We start from the raw sequence: 17,964 nt of genomic DNA on the forward strand, positions 1-17,964 counted from the left end.
CCAAGCAAAATTGATACGTAAAATTAATACGCATTTCACTAGCCCGATCGCCAAGTATTTCTGAATACAGCTAAGACAAAATTGATACTCAGTTAGCTTGGTTGATTACCAAAGATTTCTGAATACCGATATCAGGTCTGAAATTGCAAACAGTTAATTTATGAAGTTTTTGGCATTCTTGATTGCCAGATTTGGTTTTTGGAATTCAAAAACCTTGAATTTTTATTTCTACAAATATTAAATCATTATAAACATTAATACTTCATTAAGATTATTTAAGTAATGTTTAGCTACTGAAACATTTTTCAAATGGCATTATTAAAGTAAACTTAATTACTAAGTATTGATATTTAGTAAATCACATTAAATATCCCAAATAGCAGGACAAAGATGTATTTATCTTGTTCACAGAAGCAAGGAATGAGCTTGATTGAGGATAAAGTTCGGGAAGATGAAGCACAAATTATCTTAAAAATAGTATAAATACAACTAAGTGATTTTTCTGGTATTTGATAGTATGAAGTTTGTGATGGGTAATCTAGGTTAAGCCAAGACTTGAGCGAACCAAGATTTACCACTTATGAAGATACATCCGTCTAGCAAAGTCCGTGCATTTTCATTACACCTTGTTCTGATCGTTCCTTTCGTATTGCAAGTTTTTGGCATCGTGGGACTGGTTGGATATGTGTCATTTAAAAATGGCGAGAAAGCGGTGAACGATCTGGCGGATCAGTTGATGGAACGAACTAGTGGTGAAGTAAATCAACATTTGGATGCTTACCTGTCGATTCCCCATAAAGTTATCCAGTTAAATGCGGATGCAATTAATATGGGATTGCTGGATGTGCGCGATCGCCTCAAGGTTGGTAAGTATTTCTGGCACGAAATGCAAGCCTATGACCTAACCTTTATCAGCTTGAACCTAGCAACTGGAGAAGGAACTGGAGCCGGCCGCTACGATGGCAAAACAGTGACAATCGATGATAACGCCATCAAAACTCCAAGTCTGCCGAAAAATACGAAAACTTACTTAACAGATAATCATGGCAACCCAACCAAAGTGATGACAACCAGTACTTGGGATACCGTCAATGAACTTGCCTATACTGAACCTGTGAAAGCCGGAAAACCTATCTGGGTTCGCATTTATACTTATTACGATCCTGCTTATCCCCCCTATATTGTGGCATCGGCAGGTCGTCCGATTTATGATGCCAGCAAAAAACTGATTGGTGTTGTCGGGGCTGAAATTCACCTGTTGAAACTCAGTGAATTTTTACAAAAATTAAATGTCAGCCACTTTGGACAAGTTTTTATTATGGAGCGTGATGGTATGTTGGTTGCCAATTCTGCTCAAGAAAAGCCTTTTACTGTACTCAATAACCAAATTAAACGCCTGAAAGCGATCGACAGCCCCAATCCGGCGGTACAAAACATTGCCAAGCAGCTTCAGCAGCGCATTCCAAATTTCCAGTCGATTACCAATACCCAAAAACTGAAAGTTAATGTTCAAGGAGAAAATTTCTATGTGCACGTTGTACCTTGGCGAGACCAACATGGTTTGGACTGGTTAGTGGTAGTTGGTATTCCGGAAAAAACTTACATGGCGCAAATCCATGCCAACACCCAAATTAGTATCCTGTTGTGTTTTGGGGCGCTGATAGTAGCAACAACGATTGGCATATTTACCTCGCGTTGGATTGCCCATCCTATCTTGCGCTTGAATCAGACTACCCAGGCAATAGCATTTGGTGATTTACAACAGACACTCGAAGAGGGGAATATCGATGAACTCAACACTCTTGCTCACTCTTTTAATCACATGGCAGGACAATTGCGCGAATCCTTTGTGGCTTTAGAAAATAGTAATGCAGAACTAGAAGCGCGAGTCGAACAACGGACTGTTGAACTGAAAACAGCCTTGAGTGAATTGCAACGTACCCAAGCACAAGTAGTTCAAAGTGAAAAAATGTCTAGTCTGGGTCAACTGGTAGCAGGTATTGCCCATGAAATCAATAACCCAGTCAACTTTATTCACGGCAATCTTACTTACTTGGATGAATATACTGAAAACTTGTTACAGATGATTTATCTCTACCAAGAACGCCATTCTAGTCATGACCCAGAAATTCAAGCATTAGCAGAGAAAATCGATCTAGAATTTCTTGTGGAAGATTTACAAAAGATGCTGTCTTCGATGAAAATGGGGACTGAAAGAATTCGTAATATTGTGCTATCGCTGCGAAATTTTTCGCGTATGGATGAAGCGGAATTTAAGACAGTTGATATTCATGAAGGTATCGAAAGTACACTCTTGATTCTGCAACATCGCCTTAAAGATAAACCAGACCGTCCAGCAATTGAAGTTATTAAAGATTATGGCAACTTGCCGCAAGTAGAATGCTATCCTGGTCAACTCAATCAAGTATTGATGAATATTTTGGTAAATGCAATCGATGCCCTTGATGAAGCAGACATCAAGCGTACCTCTCAACAGATACAAGAAAATCCCAGTCAAATTACTATCCGCACTTCAGTAGTTGATTCACAATCAATAGAAATTGCGATCGCTGATAATGCACAAGGAATGCCAGAATCGGTTCAAAACCGGATCTTCGATCCATTTTTTACTACCAAACCCGTAGGCAAAGGAACAGGTATGGGTATGGCAATCAGCTACCAAATCATTACGGAAAAGCATGGTGGGAAATTGCTATGTTTTTCTAGCCTTGGGCAAGGCACTAATTTCATAATTCAAGTGCCTATCCGCCAACAAGCTCCTGAAGGCGTCGTCAAAGTATAGACTGTTAATATCTCCCTGCCCCTCTGCCTACAAAGCGATGGGATTTTTTTTGAGTTGGAAGTCCCTTACGCGTAAACATAGCCCAAAGTAGGCATCACCTGTTCAAAGATTATGTTTACAACGCCAATTTTCAGCAATATTTTAACTATAATTACTTGTTGATAAATTATCTCCGACATTAAAATCTTACAAATAGGTTCAAATAAATAAGCATAGAGATAGAGGAAAAAGTTATGGCTTTGAGCGTTACACTAGAAATCGGCAATGATGTTGCTAAAATCACTTTGTCTGGAGAATTAGATGCAATGACTGCACCCATTTTCAAGACAGAGGTAGAGAAAGCAGCAGTTGAGCATCCAAAACACCTCGTGTTGTTGATGCAAGACTTAGAATATATGGCCAGTGCGGGTCTGCGGGTACTCATTTTTGCTAAACAAACAATAGATGCTAATGCAAATATTTACATAGTTGCTCCGCAAGAAATGGTCTTGGATACACTCAAAAAAACTGGACTTGACCAAAGCCTACTTATAGTTGATGAATATGATGCTGCTTCCTGAGAAACTCAACTAGTTACTACCAAAAAAACAAATTTACGCTGGCAAAAACTCTAATCTGCACAAGCATCAACTAGGTAGGCAATAGCATCGTCTGCAAGTGCCGCGATCGTTTCCTAACTGAGTGAAGGCTCAGAAAATATAAAATTCAAAAACATGTTTTTCTGAAACCTTAATGCCTCAACCATAAAAACACCTGGAAACACCGATGCTGAAGCTACAGCATTAATTTCTTCGAGTTGAAATACCCCATAGCGATCGGAAATGTTAACTAAACCAAGCTTAGTGACTCCAACACTTGCCAGTACTTGATTTAAGAGCATCCCCTTCGTTGCCACTGCCAGTCCAGACGCTAGCATCATACTAAATAGATCGTTGCGCTGGATATTCGTAGCGATTTGTTGTTTCACATCGCGTGCTAAATTCCAAAAAGACATACTTGGTTTTAAGGTATGAAATGTAACAGTAGATGAAGCTAATGACCCCATCTGCTCATCACTAATTATTGGTTACGTTAATTAAGAGACAATTTATAAAGTAAATTTTTAAACTACAAGACAACGCAGTATGTATTCGTCGTGAGAAGTTAAGGTCGAGCCTTTTAAAATAATTTGTTCTTTAATAGATAGTTTTGGTTTACGACCTCCTCGTATAACAATAATTTTCACTTTTTTCAATTCTAATAAAGCTTGTTTTTCATGATACAATCATTGGGTATTTAAAATTAATTGTTGTAATTGTTCATACTCCCAACTAATCAAAAACTTTGTTTTTTAGGATTGTCTTCAAGATAATTCAGTATGTTGCTCATATTTTTGTGTAAAAAGATTCTCTAATGTTCTTATATATTAGAATGATACTATTTTAAAGATATCTACTGTTTGGACTTTGGACAAAAAGAAGATAGTTCGCAAGTGTTCTTTCCCCTCTGCTGGCTACGAGGAAAAGTTTGTGTAGCGCACCACTAGAATTATGGCGATCGCACATAGCAATAACGCTCATAGATGATGGCTTTTATTTCCAAGTGAATTATCAACTTTAAGCTTGGGGAATTGGCAGTGAACAGAAAAAATCAAAAGTCAAAAGGAAATAGTCCGTTAGCAAGGCAGTACGTTGGCGTTAGCGTTAGCGCAGCGTTAGCGAGTCATCGAGCGTCAGCGGTAGCGAGTCATCGAGCGTCGGTAATTGCGCACTTGTACTTTTTTAGGGAAGCAAGCTACTTACAGCGTTTTTGTCAGCAAAAGCCACTGGTGTTTAGAAGTCAGGATGCTGCATTGCCGATCGCACTTACCCTATGCTTTTGGTTAGGGAACATTGCTGCCAAACCCGTACTAGGACAATCCATCGTTCCAGCTAATGATGGGACAGGAACAGTTGTGACTCAAGAAGGCAATCGCATCGACATCCAAGGGGGTAAACTTTCTGGCGATCGGGCGAATCTATTTCACAGCTTGGAGAAATTTGGACTCAATCAGGAGCAGATTGCCAATTTTCTCTCGAATCCCAATATTCATAACATTCTCACACGAGTTGTCGGCAAAGATCCTTCAACCATCAATGGATTGATTCAGGTAACTGGAGGAAATTCCAACTTATTCATCATGAATCCAGCAGGAGTCATCTTTGGGCCGAATGCCCAAATTAACCTTCCGGCTGACTTTACAGTAACGACTGCTACAGCAATTGGTTTTGACAATCGCTTTTGGTTTAATGCAGTCGGTAAAAATGATTACTCAAATTTAAATGGCAATCCCTTTGGGTTTGCCTTTGATTTCGCCAATCCTGGGACTATTATCAATGCTGGTAGTTTGTCAGTTTTAGAAAAACACAATCTGGCTTTAATCGGTGGGAGTATTATCAATACGGCGACATTGAGCGCACCTGGCGGCAATATCACTCTTGCAGCAGTACCGGGAACAAACCTGATTCGGATCTCTCAAGCAGGAAACCTGCTGAGTTTAGAGCTAGAACTGCCAAGAAATACAATAGACCAACACCTAGCAATTAACCCTCTGGATTTGCCAACGCTGTTAACCCAAGGGGCTAAGGGACTAAATCTGGGTGCGATCGCGAATTTAGATGCGGGTACAGTGCAGTTAACACGATCTGGTACAACTATCCCAACTGCCGCAGGAACTACGATCGCTTCTGGAACCCTAGATGTTTCTAATACAGGAGTTATGCAGACAGGTGGTACAGTAAACGTCTTGGGCGATCGCGTCGGATTGATAGGTGCTAACATTAATGCCTCTGGCACATCTGGTGGCGGCATCGTTCGGATTGGGGGAGACTACAAAGGTCAAGGTATTTTGCCCAATGCCTTACAGACGTTTGTTAGCAGTGATTCGGTAATTAATGCTAACGCCCTGCGAAACGGTGATGGCGGTCGGGCGATCGTTTGGTCAGATAATAACACTCAGTTCTTTGGTAAGATCGACGCCATCGGGGGGCTTAATGCTGGGAATGGCGGGTTAGTCGAAGTATCTAGTAAGGGATTGCTTTTATTTCAAGGCTTAGTTGATTTGCTCTCGCCTGCGGGGGAAGTCGGCACGCTCCTGCTAGATCCGACTGATATCACCATCAGCAGCGCAACAGATACCGCCAGTATGACCTTCGGTAGGGGGATATTTGCTGACACCACCACAACCTCTTCTAATCTCAACTCGACTAGGCTACAAAATCAACTAGCTTTGAGTAATGTTACCGTTTCGACAACATCGGGTTTGGCTGGTAAAGGAGATATTACAGTCAGCAATCCAATCTCCTGGAGTAGCGGTTCTTCGTTGAAATTAGCTGCCGATCGCAATATCAACATCAATGCCAACATCGGCACAACGGGTGCTGCCAATGCAAATCTCACGCTAGAAGCTAATAACAGTATTTTTATCAACTCAAATGCCAAGCTAACAGCCAGTGGTGTGGGGAAGTTGGATGTCACCCTCAATGCAAATCGAGACGGGATCAATGGAGGAGCGATCGCTCTCAAAAGCGGTGCTGCGATCGATTCTAATGGAGGCAATATAATTCTGGGCGGTAGTAGTAACCCCTTAAACGAGCCAACACAAGGAACAGCAGCAAATCCCATTGGAGTCAGTCTTGATGGAGCGACTCTCAACTCTGGTACTGGCAATATTTCAATTAAAGGTCAGGGAAACAACGCTGATGCGAGCGAGCAGAAAGGCATTTTGCTGAATAATAGCAGCATCATGGTTGAAAATGGAGATATCAGCTTAACAGGCATAGGCTACGGGAATGGAAACAATAACAACGGGATTCAGCTTAACAATAGCCTGGTAAGTTCCACGGGTACTGGGAAGATTACACTCCAAGGTACTAGTAACGCCAGAGGAGGTAGGGACAACGACGGCATTGAAGTAAACAGTAGCATCATCACGGCGACAAAAACGGGGACAATTACTCTAGAGGGGATTGCCGGAGTCGGGACTGATATTAGTGAGGGGATATATATCGGTGCCAATTCCAAAGTCAGTTCAGCCAATGGAAACATCAGCCTCATGGGTACTGGCGGTAATGGAGAAGGAAATCGGAACTTCGGCATTTTACTGGAAAACGGCGCAGAGGTGGAATCGACGGCAACCGGAAATATAAGCTTAGATGGCGCTAGTAGAAACAGCACAGAAGGAATTAGCATTAAAAACAGTTCGATTAACCCCACTGGAACAGGCAGTGGTACGATCGCCCTCACTGCTGATGAAATGAACTTCCTTGGCTCCACCCAAATCAAAGGTACTGGTATCCTTCAGTTGCAGCCTCGGACTCCTAGCTTAGACATTACCTTGGGTGGCAACATTAACGATGCCCGTTTAAATCTAAATGCCAGTAAATTAAACACCTGGCAAAATGGCTTTTCTCAAATATCGATCGGGCGAGATAACAGCAGCGGTAGCATTACCTTAGCAGGTGATGTGACTTTCAACGATCCGGTTACTTTGCGATCGCCCTTTGGCTCAGGTTCCATCAACACTAGTGGATTTCAACTCACAGGAGCTGACAATGCCACCCTTAACCTGCAAGCCAACCAAAACATTACCACTGGCGATGTGGTAAATCAAGGTCGAGAGATTAGAATAACCAGCACCAATGGCAATATCAATACCAGTGCGGGAACTCTCAATACTAGTTCTACAACAGGGAATGGGGGAGCGATCGCTCTCGAAAGCGGCGATGCCATTTCCACGGGCAACCTGAACAGCTCAGGAGTTAACGGTGGTGCCATCATCGCAAAAGCTGCCACCAATAATATTACCACTGGCGCAATTGATTCCAGCAGTAGTTTCGGCAACGGTGGGAATGTCACCCTTGACTCCAGCCGTGACATTCAAGCTACCCAGATTAACGCCCAAGGTGGGAAAAACGGTAGAGGTGGTGACATAGATATTACCGCTAGACAATTTTTCCGAGTCACAGACACCTTCACCGACAGCAACAGCAGTCTGGCTAGCATTTCCAGCCTTGGCGGTAACAGTGGCGGAGACATCACAATCCGGCATGGGGGAGGCAACTTAAATCCGTTTCAGATTGGCAATGCCTCGGTAAATGGTACAGCTGGTGCGATCGTTGGCGGGAAAATCTCTATTATCCCCCCTCCACCCCCAACTGAGACTCCACTTGTTAATTTTAATCCCGTCGATCTCACCAATCCCTTCCCTGTTACGCAGCCACTACAAGTAACCTTTGCCTCCACACCAGCAACTGACACCAACCTACCAGAACTGGAGGAAGCCTTCACCAAGACCTTTGAGAACCATTTGGGCATCAGCAATGCCCGCATCAAAACCCTAAAAGAGGCTCAGGCTATATTGCGCCGAATTGAACAAGCCACTGGCATTAAACCTGCCCTGATTTATGTCTTATTTCAACCCAAAACCGAGCAAGACTCCAAATCTCAACAAGAGGAGACTGTTAAGCAACCACAACCTATCTGGGAGTTCAATTCTCAAAGTTTGGAGCAGCGCCGACAGCAAGTACAACCCACTACGCAACAAGCTCAAGGTAACTACCAGCTCGAACTAGTGATGGTCACTTCCTCTGGAACACCAATCAGACGGCAGATTAAGGGAGCGACGCGAGAGCAAGTCCTCAAAAACGCTCAAGAATTCCAAGCAGCTATCACTAACATTCAACGCTCTCCCCCATATCTAGCTTTGGCTCAAAAGCTCTATAAGTGGCTGCTTGGGCCTTTGGAAAAGGATTTACAAGCTCAAAAAATCACGAATCTCAGCTTTTTGATGGACGCGGGTTTACGCTCCCTGCCGATCGCCGCCCTGCATGACGGACAAGGGTTTATTGTGGAAAGATACAGCGTTGGTCTTATGCCCAGCCTATCACTTACTGACACTCGCTATGCGGATGTGAGAAATCAGCAAGTCTTAGCGATGGGAGCCGATCGCTTCCCCGATCAAAAGCCCTTACCAGCAGCTTCAGTAGAGTTGTCTTTAATCGTTAGTCAATTGTGGTCTGGTAAGTCTTTCCTCAACGAAAACTTCACAGTGGAAAAGCTCAAACAAGCCCGCGCTTTACAGACGTTTGGTATTGTCCATTTCTCTACCCATGCCAACTTTCAGCCTGGTAATATCAATAAATCCTATATTGAGTTTTGGTATAGCAAATTACTAATTAGCCAATTGCAGCAGTTGAAGTTAAGTCAGCCACCAGTGGAACTATTGGTTTTGAGTGCCTGTCGTACAGCATTAGGCAACCCAGAAGCGGAGTTGGGATTTGCAGGTTTGGCGGTGTTAGCAGGAGTGAAATCAGCGATGGGCAGTCTATGGTCTGTCAACGATGAAAGCACAATGGGACTAATGACAAGTTTCTACGAGAAATTGAAAGAAACTCCCATCAAAGCCGAGGCTCTACGGCAAGCACAGGTAGCGATGCTCAAGGGCCAGGTGCGACTAGAGAAGGGTCAGTTGGTAACAGCGAGTCAGAGTTTTCCTTTACCGCCGGAGTTAAGACAAATAGGAGACAAAGAATTTGCTCATCCTTATTATTGGAGTGGTTTCACGCTCGTCGGCAATCCCTGGTAAGGGACTTCCAGAAAATAAATTATCCAATTAACTGGGAGCGGAATGGCACGCTTGTAAAGCCCAAAGACTTATTGTACCTTCGTTCCTAGCCTGAAAACTGGGAACGAGTTCCAAGAGGCTCTGCCTCTTGACTCAGCACGGGCTAAACTTTAGCTATCCGCTAACAGCACTCAACTATACTTCTGAAAAGACTGATTTACATTCAATAGAAGTCTTTACGTGGATCATGAATTTACCAAAATCTTTTCTGTTTTTAGCGATCCTTGTTAGCGCACTTTCTCCCACCATTGTCACTTTTGCTGGCTTGCCATCACGGCGATCGCCATCCAACGTGGAGTGGAAAGTCAGTCTCAAATTCCCACCTGTAGATGACCGAGGAGCGCCCTCTCAAACATTGGGTGGAGGAACGCGTGGCTCTTCTTGTATCGATGAGAGAGGAATACCGATAACGCCTTTGATGCCGTCAAAAAATAATTTTGGGAAAACGGTTGCAGCCAATCCAACACTATATTGGTACATTCCTGAAAATACTGCCCAATCTGGAGAATTGGCTTTGACAGATGAAGCCGGAAATCAGGTTTATCTGACAACTTTTAAACTGCCTAGTACTCCTGGCATCATTAAACTGGAATTACCAGCAAATGTTTCTCTCCAAATTGGCAAGTATTATCGATGGTACTTCACGATGATTTGCGATTTTCAAGACCGCTCTCAGGATCAATTTGTCAAGGGATTACTCCAGCGTACTGAAGTAAGTTCATCCCTGAAAAATCAGCTAGCTGGGGCAGGACTTCTAGAACAGGCAAAAATTTATGCAAAGTCTCAAATTTGGCAGGAAGCACTGAATACCGTTGCTCAATTGCGCCGCGAGAAGCCAACTGAATGGGAAGAACTTTTACAATCAGTCGGTTTAGAGGCGATCGCCAAAGAACCTTTCCTTGACTGCTGCACGAGCGATCCCTAACCTCAGTACAGCTAAATATCAGCAAAGTTAAAACGGCTACTTTGCTACCCGGAAAAATTAATTTTGGTACAAACAAGATGATCTGGAGAAAGTGGAAAAAGCTACTGTGGCAATGGCGCGGTGTTTTGATTACTACTCCTAGTGTGGCTGGTGTAGTCATCTTATTACGCTTTGCTGGTTTAATGCAGCCTTGGGAGTTGGAGGCTTTTGATGGATATATGCGTCTGCGACCCCAAGAAGCACCCGACGATCGAATTGTCATTGTGGGAGTAAATCTTGCAGACATGAAAAAAATTCGTCAGCCAATCGTTCCAGATGGTCTGTATGCTCAATTGTTGCAAAAATTAAAAGCCAGGAAACCACGAGCTATTGGTTTAGATATCTACCGCGATTTACCTGTAGAACCAGGACATCAAGAATTAACCAAAGTATTTACATCTACCCCTAATTTAGTCGGGATTCAAAGAGTGGTAGGAGATAACCAACGCGAGCCAATTGACCCGCCAACAGCACTCAAAGATAAAGGGCAAGTAGGTGCAAATGATTTGGTTTTAGATCCAGATAAAAAGGTAAGACGCAGTTTGCTCTACTTAACAGATAAAAATGGAGAGACTATTTACAGTTTTGCATTATATTTAGCTTTACTTTATCTCGATGCCGAAGGTATTGCACCCCAAACTTCTGGACAGACAAAAAATTGGCAGTTAGGAAAGACAAGATTTATCCCTTTTGCTGCTAATGATGGTGGCTATGTGCGAGCTGATGACCGTGGCTACCAAATTTTAATAAATTACAGGGGGCCAGCCAAACGCTTTTCTACAGTCACGATGACAGATATTTTAGAAGACAAGGTACCACCAGAATGGGGACGCGATCGCATTATTTTGATTGGTAACGTCAGCGAGAGTTTTGAGGATTTATTTTTCACTCCCTATAGTAGTGATTTGTTGACTTCTCCCGAACCTATGCCTGGGGTAGAGATTCACGCGAATATGGCTAGCCAAATTATCAGTGCAGCTACAGCAGGTCGCCCACTAATTAAGAGTTGGTCGCAGCCAATAGAAATAGGATGGATTTTTTTGTGGTCTTTTGTGGGTGCAAGTCTAACTTGGCAATGGCGATATGCAGGTGGGATAAAATTTTTATCCTTCCAGAAAATAACTAGCCCAATTTTGGCAGCAGGTGTGCTATTGGCTAGTACATATACAGCCTTTATCGCCAGTTGGTGGATACCTGTAGTACCACCATTATTAGCATTGTTGGGATCTGCGATCGCCATTACAGTCTACATCGCCCGTACTGCTGGAGAAATTCGTTATACATTTGGGCGTTACTTAAGCAAAGAAGTAGTCACTACCTTATTAGAAAGCCCAAAAGGTTTACAGCTTGGGGGCGAACGGCGCAAAATCACCATACTCGTCTCCGATTTAAGAGGATTTACCAGTATTTCGGAACAATTACCCCCGGAAAAGGTTGTTCAAATTCTCAACTTTTATTTAGCATCAATGGCAGATATCATTACCCAGTATCAAGGAACCATTGATGAGTTTACAGGTGATGGTATTTTAGTGTTGTTTGGTGCGCCTACTGCCAAAGAAGACGACACTATAAGGGCTATTGCTTGTGCGATCGCTATGCAGTTAGCAATGATGAATATAAATGAAAAGATGCAGCAGTGGAATCTGCCGCCATTAGAAATGGGAATAGCTGTCAACACCGGCGAAGTTGTTGTTGGAAATATTGGTTCTTATATCCGAACCAAATATGGTGTAGTCGGTAGCCAGGTGAATCTCACCTATCGTATTGAATCCTATACAATTGGAGGACAGATTGTTATTTCAGAATCGACATTTAGAGAAGTAGAGTCAATTGTTAAAATCTGTGGGCAAAAGCAAGTACAAGTAAAAGGAATTAAACTACCGATAAATATTTACGAAGTTAGCGGGATTATTGGAAAATACAATCTCTTTTTAACTCAAGAAGAAGAAAGATTACTACCCTTAGCTGAAGCAATACCAATAGAATATACAATTTTAGATGAAAAGCACATTGAAAAAACCCTTTTTCAAGGCAGTTTAGTTAAACTGTCCACTAAGGGGGCTGAGGTACGTCCCAAGGATATACAAAAGGATATCATCCCTTCTTTATTCAGTAATATTAAATTAGTTTTATCACCAAATTATTCAAAAGAATTAAGCGCTGATATTTATGCTAAAGTTTTAGAAAAACCAATAGAAGATGGGTTGTTTTATATCTACTTTACTACTAAAAGTTCTGAGATAAAAGCAATTTTTAGTAAGATTTAAGTAGTTGGGATCGGGCAGGAAGGAAGAGGATTTTAGCCTCGTTCATTGTTGGGAAAGGGCTAAAGGATAAGAGTTAAGGGTTTTTTACCTTTTCTCCTTCCCCCAAAACCCGACAAGTATTGTCTGCCGGCCTACTTAACGCTACTCTTAATCAAGCAGACATTCAATGATAGCAATAAATCTACCAAACTGTAAGCGTTTCGCGTCAGCAATATCGCATCCATCAGTTCAAAAGTTGCATCATACGCTCTACCTGAATAGTTATACGCTGCTTAATGAAATTCTTCTAATTTGGCACGTTTAATATTGGCAGATGAGAGTTGATGGTTAAACTCTGGTGATTCTGCTAAAATTAAAGTATACTCCATTGTCCTACGCAAAAAATAATTTATGCATATAATAATCTCCCTTTGGTTAGGTATATAATCATACAAAAGATAGAGATATTAACTTATTTAATTTAATTCTTCTTAACAAGATATAAAGAAATATTACAGAAAGGAGTCGGCTATTAGCATCCAATTATTAAAGAATGTCGTCATCCCAAAATGGCATAATTCCAACATTGCTCTGGATCTCAAACGTGCCGCAGAAATTGCGGATTATTGTTTAAACAATGCCACTGCAATCGATTGCAATACTGCTTTTCCCAAGCAAGAGTTTGAGCTAATTGCTAAGGCTGGGTTATTGGCTGCACCATTAGCGAAAGAATTAGGTGGATGGGGTGCAGGAATTGATGCTAATGTTACCTACGAGCTTTTAATGCTATTAAAGCAGATAGGGCATGGCAATCTGGCAGTTGGGCGAATTTATGAAGGACATATCAACGCCCTACAACTGATTCAGACCTTTGGTTCCATAGAACAGATCGCAAGCTGCGCTCATGATACCCGCGATCGCCAGAAAATATTTGGCGTTTGGAATGCTGAAGCCTCTGATGGTGTGAAGATAATTCCTTGTGAGAATGGGCGTTATCGGCTGGAAGGTTCTAAAACGTTTTGTAGTGGTACTGGCTATGTTGAACGTCCTTTCGTGAATGGAGTATTGCCAGAGGGCGGTTGGCAAATGTGCATTGTGCCAATGGACGAAGTGACAACTCTTAGCGATCCCGCTTGGTGGCAACCTTCTGGGATGCGAGCTACTGCTAGTTACAAAGTGGATTTTAGCGGTGTCGAGTTGGATCAAAGCTATTTAATCGGTCAGCCAGGAGATTACTATCGACAGCCTTGGTTATCTGTTGGGGTAATTCGGTTTGCTGCTGTGCAACTAGGTGGAGCAGAAGCACTGTTTAACCTAACTCGTCAGTATCTACAAAAGTTGGAATATACAAACGATCCATATCAACAGGAACGGCTTGGCAGAATGGCGATCGCCATTGAAAGTGGTAATCTCTGGCTGCGGGGGGCTGCGGATCGAGTAGCAGCCTATGCACCAGTGTTTGGTGGCGATCCCACTATTGTTCACCCGCAAGCAAACCAACTCGTCGCCTATGCCAACATGGTCAGGACAGCAATTGAACAAATTTGCATTGATGTGATGCATTTGTGTCAACGTTCTGTGGGAACTCGCGGCTTACTACCACCAAATCCGATGGAACGAATTATCCGAGATTTGACTCTATATCTGCGTCAACCTGCTTTTGATGCAGCCTTGGCAAATGTCGGGCAATATGTCTTGCATGAAAGTAATCCGGCTTCAATACTTTGGAATGATGAATGAATTTGGCTTGATTGCATTACCACTAGACAATCCTAATGTTTTGCCCTGGCGTTCAGTTAACGAGATCGCTTGTAGCCCAGTACTGATTGTTGCACCCCATCCTGATGATGAGACATTAGGTTGTGGAGGTGCGATCGCTCTATTACGGTCTTTAAATTGTCATGTGCAAGTGTTAGTCATCAGTGATGGTACTCTTTCACACCCTCGTTCCCAGAAATATCCCGCAGCTAGACTCCTAGCTCTGCGGGAAGCAGAAACGCTATCAGCATTAAAATTGCTGGGTGTAGAGGTGAATGATGTCACCTTCTGTAGAATGGAGGATGGGTCAATTTCAACACAGTATCAAAGTGCAGTAGCTAGTTGTCGTGCTTACATTACAGAAATCGCCCCACAAATTATCTTTTTACCCTGGCGATATGACCCTCATGCAGACCACCGAGCGACGTGGAAGTTAATTCACACAGTGCTGAATGACTTGCACTTATCCCCCCGATTGATTGAGTATCCGATTTGGGATTGGGACTTTGACCAACGAGAGAGTCTGCCAGTACCTCTTGAGGTGACAACTTGGCGATTGAATATTAGCGCAGTGGTGGAGTTGAAACAGCAAGCGATCGCTGCTTATCGTTCCCAAACTACAGACTTAATTGATGACGATCCAGAAGGCTTTCGCCTAACTCCCGAAATGTTAGCAAATTTTACTCATCCTTGGGAAGTTTATATAGAGGAAAACCGATGAACCCGTTACAATCTAATTCCCTACCACCCAGCTACTTTGATAAACTCTACAGCGAAAATCCAGACCCGTGGAAGTTTGAGACAAGTATTTACGAAGCTAACAAATATGCTGCCACAATTGCAGCTTTACCCAAAGATCGCTATCGGTCTGCCTTTGAAATCGGTGGTTCCATTGGCGTTTTAACTGAAAAACTGCAAGAACGTTGTGACTCACTGCTCTCAGTTGATGTATCAAAATTGGCGCAGGATAGAGCAAAAGAGCGCTGTCAGCATCTCTCCAATATCAAGTTCCAGATTATGCGTGTCCCAGAGCAATATCCTGATGAAATGTTTGATTTGACCCTAGTCTCAGAAGTTGGCTATTACTGGTGCTGGGAAGACCTGAAAAAATCCCAACAGTACATTCTGGAACACCTGGAACCTGGAGGACATCTACTTTTAGTTCATTGGATACTTTATGCCCGTGATTATCCATTGAGTGGAGATGAAGTTCATGACTCGTTTTTTGAGTTGACCCCAAATAAACTGCGGCATTTAAAAGGTCAACGGGATGAAGAATATCGACTTGATTTATTCGAGCGAGTGTAAACTACCCGACGCCGACGCTATCACGTACAGCGTGCAATAATTTTCGGTTGAAGAAGTAATTCAGGAGCGGAGCCGGAAACGCTCCGCCTCCGGTCATAATCAAGACGCGACGCTCGAATACTCGCTACCGCTTCGCTATCGCAGAATTGCTCATCAGAAACAGGTTGTCTGTATGTCCGAAAAGAGATTGGTTGACGTAGCGAATGCTACCTCAACCGCGCATTCCTCCCGACGCTCTGTGTGATTGGTTGTTTTGTGACGCGCTTAGATCGAGGGTTTAAGACCCCTATTTTCTAGGCTTTTCGTAGGGTAAAGCTCTTTAGTTAGTTCCAAATCATCCTGGGTCGAATTTCCGTGGAGTTTGCTGTAACTGAGCCGTAAACTCTCAAGACGCAAGCGCAAGTCTCCAATTGCTTGTTCAATTTCCACAAATTTCCAGCGCGAAGCCCAAATTTGTTCTGACTGCTGGCGTTCTTCGACTTGTTCAAACAACTGACCAAAGGTATAAGGTTGGGTTAATTTTTCTAAAAGCCATTGGACTGAAACTCCCAGCATCTCTGCCAAGGATACGACGCTATTGCGATCTGGTTGATAGCCATTAAGAACGCACCACCACATCACTCGTAATTGACGGCGGGCAACAAAACGAGTTTCGATAGCCCCTGCTGGCTCGACTACAAATGGTTGTTGTTGCCGTCCCATTTCTATCCATTCATTCAGCTGATTTGCTAAACCAACATTGGTACGTCCAATTTGTCTGGCCGAAGTTACTACTCGCACTAAAGAACTATGGCGAAAACGGGCATTTACCCGTACCAAAGCACGGTAAAAAGCTTCATCTTCAGGAGTCCGCACTGGTGGTAAGCCTCCCGCCAGTGCATACATTTCTGCTGTTACTGCCAAACTTGCTCCATAGTGTTGATAGTGGCGGGGAAAGCTGTCATCAGGGTCGGGATCGAGATAAGTTTCTAACTCGGTTATTAAATAGCGGTAGCCCACTTCACGCAGATAGCAAGCTCTGGCGTAAGGGTGTAGACCCGCACGACCAGTCCGTTCAACAAGAATTCGCCCACCTACAGCATCAGCACCACAGTTAATTTCATACAGATTGGCAGCAATCCAAGTTGGGCTTACCTGCGAGTCTCCATCAGTTGAAGCGATTACCCCCCTTGTGCGTCCTAAGCTACACAAACGGCGGTGTGCTTCATCCATTAAAATCTGACGCACTCGACCAATATAAGCTTGTGCAGGAGGCAGAGTTTTTTCCACTACATGCAGTGCTATATCTGGATGTTCTTGGGCGAAACTCCGGGCTATAGCTGCTGACTCATCGCTACAATTATTTGCCAACAAAATTATCTCGTAGCGTCTGGGATCTAAAAGCTGTCCTTGTAAATCAACTTGATGTATCAGGGCAGTAAGGGTTGCTGCCAACATCTGAGCTTCATTGCGAACTGGAACAATTACACAAACTTCGCAATGCGGTGACGGTGGTATTTGGACTAAAGTTTGAGAAAAGTCTTTACCCTGCTGTACAGATGGAAAGTCAGCAACGAAGAGCAAGCGTTTACTTTCCATAAAAACCATTTTTCCATCTCCAGAAGCAGCTACACAAGATTTCATCCACGATCAGAAATTATTAATATTTGTAACTCTATTTTGAATATTTTCTCATTTGTTTTGGATCTACCTACAGTATGATTAGTGTTGATTAAAACTCTCCAAACATCAGCTATTAAAAACTAAAGTCTGTCTGCTCTAACTCAAAGCTTTACTATTCAAGGCATATTTTTATATCTTTTTGCTAACGTCAAATTTCCGACGAGAAAATCATACTTAAATTATCTGTCTATTTTAGTTAATTGTTTTACTAATAATCCGTTTTAAGAATGAGATGAATAATATAACATATTATTAAGATTTATATTTTAATAAAAACTAATCAAACCGAAGCAGATTTATGCAAAAACTTAAACGCATGATTAATAACCTGCTTTTTGGTCGTTATAAACATTCCTTGGGTAATTCTAAAAGCACATCTGTTCTTAATTTGGATCGGCTCAACCTTTGTAGAAAATTTAGCTTGGTCGTGTTATGGCTGCAATGGTCGAAAGCATACTAAAACCAGCTATTGCGATCCAGAAACAAAACTTGAGGTGGCACTGTTTCATCCTCGTCAGCAGCTTTGGTCAGAGCATTTTAGCTGAAACGATGATTTTACACAGGTTATATCATGTCCGCC

General features: G+C 42.6%; 11 protein-coding genes. 9 read left to right on the plus strand and 2 right to left on the minus strand.

All coding sequences use genetic code 11. The annotated features are described in order from the left end of the window. Positions 1-580 precede the first annotated feature (580 nt). Together RMX89_RS00395 and RMX89_RS00400 are read left to right on the plus strand one after the other, a co-directional pair. Complete coding sequence (locus RMX89_RS00395) at positions 581-2,803, plus strand: sensor histidine kinase (protein WP_322687530.1); 2,223 nt, start codon at positions 581-583, stop codon at positions 2,801-2,803. A 233-nt stretch (positions 2,804-3,036) separates the two neighbouring features. Next, positions 3,037-3,363, plus strand: a complete 327-nt coding sequence (locus RMX89_RS00400) for an anti-sigma factor antagonist (RefSeq protein ID WP_322684360.1) — start codon at positions 3,037-3,039, stop codon at positions 3,361-3,363. 113 nt (positions 3,364-3,476) lie between these two features. On the opposite strand, the gene RMX89_RS00405 is transcribed toward RMX89_RS00400, so the two are convergent. Continuing rightward, the gene (locus tag RMX89_RS00405) at positions 3,477-3,797 is read right to left on the minus strand and encodes a hypothetical protein (protein WP_322687531.1); all 321 of its coding nucleotides are present in this window, start codon (positions 3,795-3,797) and stop codon (positions 3,477-3,479) included. Between the two features lie 621 nt (positions 3,798-4,418). Here RMX89_RS00405 and RMX89_RS00410 point away from each other — a divergent pair. The 6 genes from RMX89_RS00410 (at position 4,419) to RMX89_RS00435 (ending at position 15,722) form a co-directional block, all read left to right on the plus strand. Continuing rightward, the gene (locus RMX89_RS00410; protein ID WP_322687532.1) at positions 4,419-9,407 is read left to right on the plus strand and encodes a CHAT domain-containing protein; all 4,989 of its coding nucleotides are present in this window, start codon (positions 4,419-4,421) and stop codon (positions 9,405-9,407) included. Between the two features lie 226 nt (positions 9,408-9,633). Then, positions 9,634-10,371: a DUF928 domain-containing protein gene (locus RMX89_RS00415; RefSeq protein ID WP_322672796.1), complete on the plus strand. Its 738-nt coding sequence runs from the start codon at positions 9,634-9,636 to the stop codon at positions 10,369-10,371. A gap of 77 nt (positions 10,372-10,448) precedes the next feature. Beyond that, positions 10,449-12,677, plus strand: coding sequence for an adenylate/guanylate cyclase domain-containing protein (locus RMX89_RS00420; RefSeq protein ID WP_322687533.1), 2,229 nt, complete (start codon positions 10,449-10,451; stop codon positions 12,675-12,677). Positions 12,678-13,271: 594 nt separating this feature from the next. Next, a complete protein-coding gene (locus RMX89_RS00425; protein ID WP_322687610.1) occupies positions 13,272-14,396 on the plus strand; it encodes an acyl-CoA dehydrogenase family protein in 1,125 nt (374 codons plus the stop codon). Further along, complete coding sequence (locus RMX89_RS00430; protein ID WP_322687534.1) at positions 14,386-15,135, plus strand: PIG-L family deacetylase; 750 nt, start codon at positions 14,386-14,388, stop codon at positions 15,133-15,135. The genes RMX89_RS00425 and RMX89_RS00430 overlap by 11 nt, the downstream gene beginning before the upstream one ends. Further along, complete coding sequence (locus RMX89_RS00435; protein ID WP_322672799.1) at positions 15,132-15,722, plus strand: class I SAM-dependent DNA methyltransferase; 591 nt, start codon at positions 15,132-15,134, stop codon at positions 15,720-15,722. The genes RMX89_RS00430 and RMX89_RS00435 overlap by 4 nt, the downstream gene beginning before the upstream one ends. A gap of 264 nt (positions 15,723-15,986) precedes the next feature. Here RMX89_RS00435 and RMX89_RS00440 read toward each other — a convergent pair whose 3' ends face one another. Then, entirely contained in the window at positions 15,987-17,345 is a 1,359-nt protein-coding gene (locus RMX89_RS00440; RefSeq protein ID WP_322687535.1) for a glycosyltransferase family A protein, read from the minus strand. A 374-nt stretch (positions 17,346-17,719) separates the two neighbouring features. On the opposite strand from RMX89_RS00440, the gene RMX89_RS00445 reads away from it, so the two are divergent. Beyond that, the gene (locus RMX89_RS00445) at positions 17,720-17,929 is read left to right on the plus strand and encodes a hypothetical protein (RefSeq protein WP_322672801.1); all 210 of its coding nucleotides are present in this window, start codon (positions 17,720-17,722) and stop codon (positions 17,927-17,929) included. Positions 17,930-17,964 lie beyond the last annotated feature (35 nt).

The organism is Nostoc sp. DedSLP04 (assembly GCF_034530775.1).
In the GTDB taxonomy this organism is placed as follows: domain Bacteria; phylum Cyanobacteriota; class Cyanobacteriia; order Cyanobacteriales; family Nostocaceae; genus Nostoc.

Coding starts and splice junctions, on each gene's coding strand:
- RMX89_RS00395 (WP_322687530.1), top strand. CDS start 581: ATGAAGATACATCCGTCTAGCAAAGTCCGTGCATTTTCATTACACCTT.
- RMX89_RS00400 (WP_322684360.1), top strand. CDS start 3,037: ATGGCTTTGAGCGTTACACTAGAAATCGGCAATGATGTTGCTAAAATC.
- RMX89_RS00405 (WP_322687531.1), bottom strand. CDS start 3,797: ATGTCTTTTTGGAATTTAGCACGCGATGTGAAACAACAAATCGCTACG.
- RMX89_RS00415 (WP_322672796.1), top strand. CDS start 9,634: ATGAATTTACCAAAATCTTTTCTGTTTTTAGCGATCCTTGTTAGCGCA.
- RMX89_RS00420 (WP_322687533.1), top strand. CDS start 10,449: ATGATCTGGAGAAAGTGGAAAAAGCTACTGTGGCAATGGCGCGGTGTT.
- RMX89_RS00430 (WP_322687534.1), top strand. CDS start 14,386: ATGATGAATGAATTTGGCTTGATTGCATTACCACTAGACAATCCTAAT.
- RMX89_RS00435 (WP_322672799.1), top strand. CDS start 15,132: ATGAACCCGTTACAATCTAATTCCCTACCACCCAGCTACTTTGATAAA.
- RMX89_RS00440 (WP_322687535.1), bottom strand. CDS start 17,345: ATGAAATCTTGTGTAGCTGCTTCTGGAGATGGAAAAATGGTTTTTATG.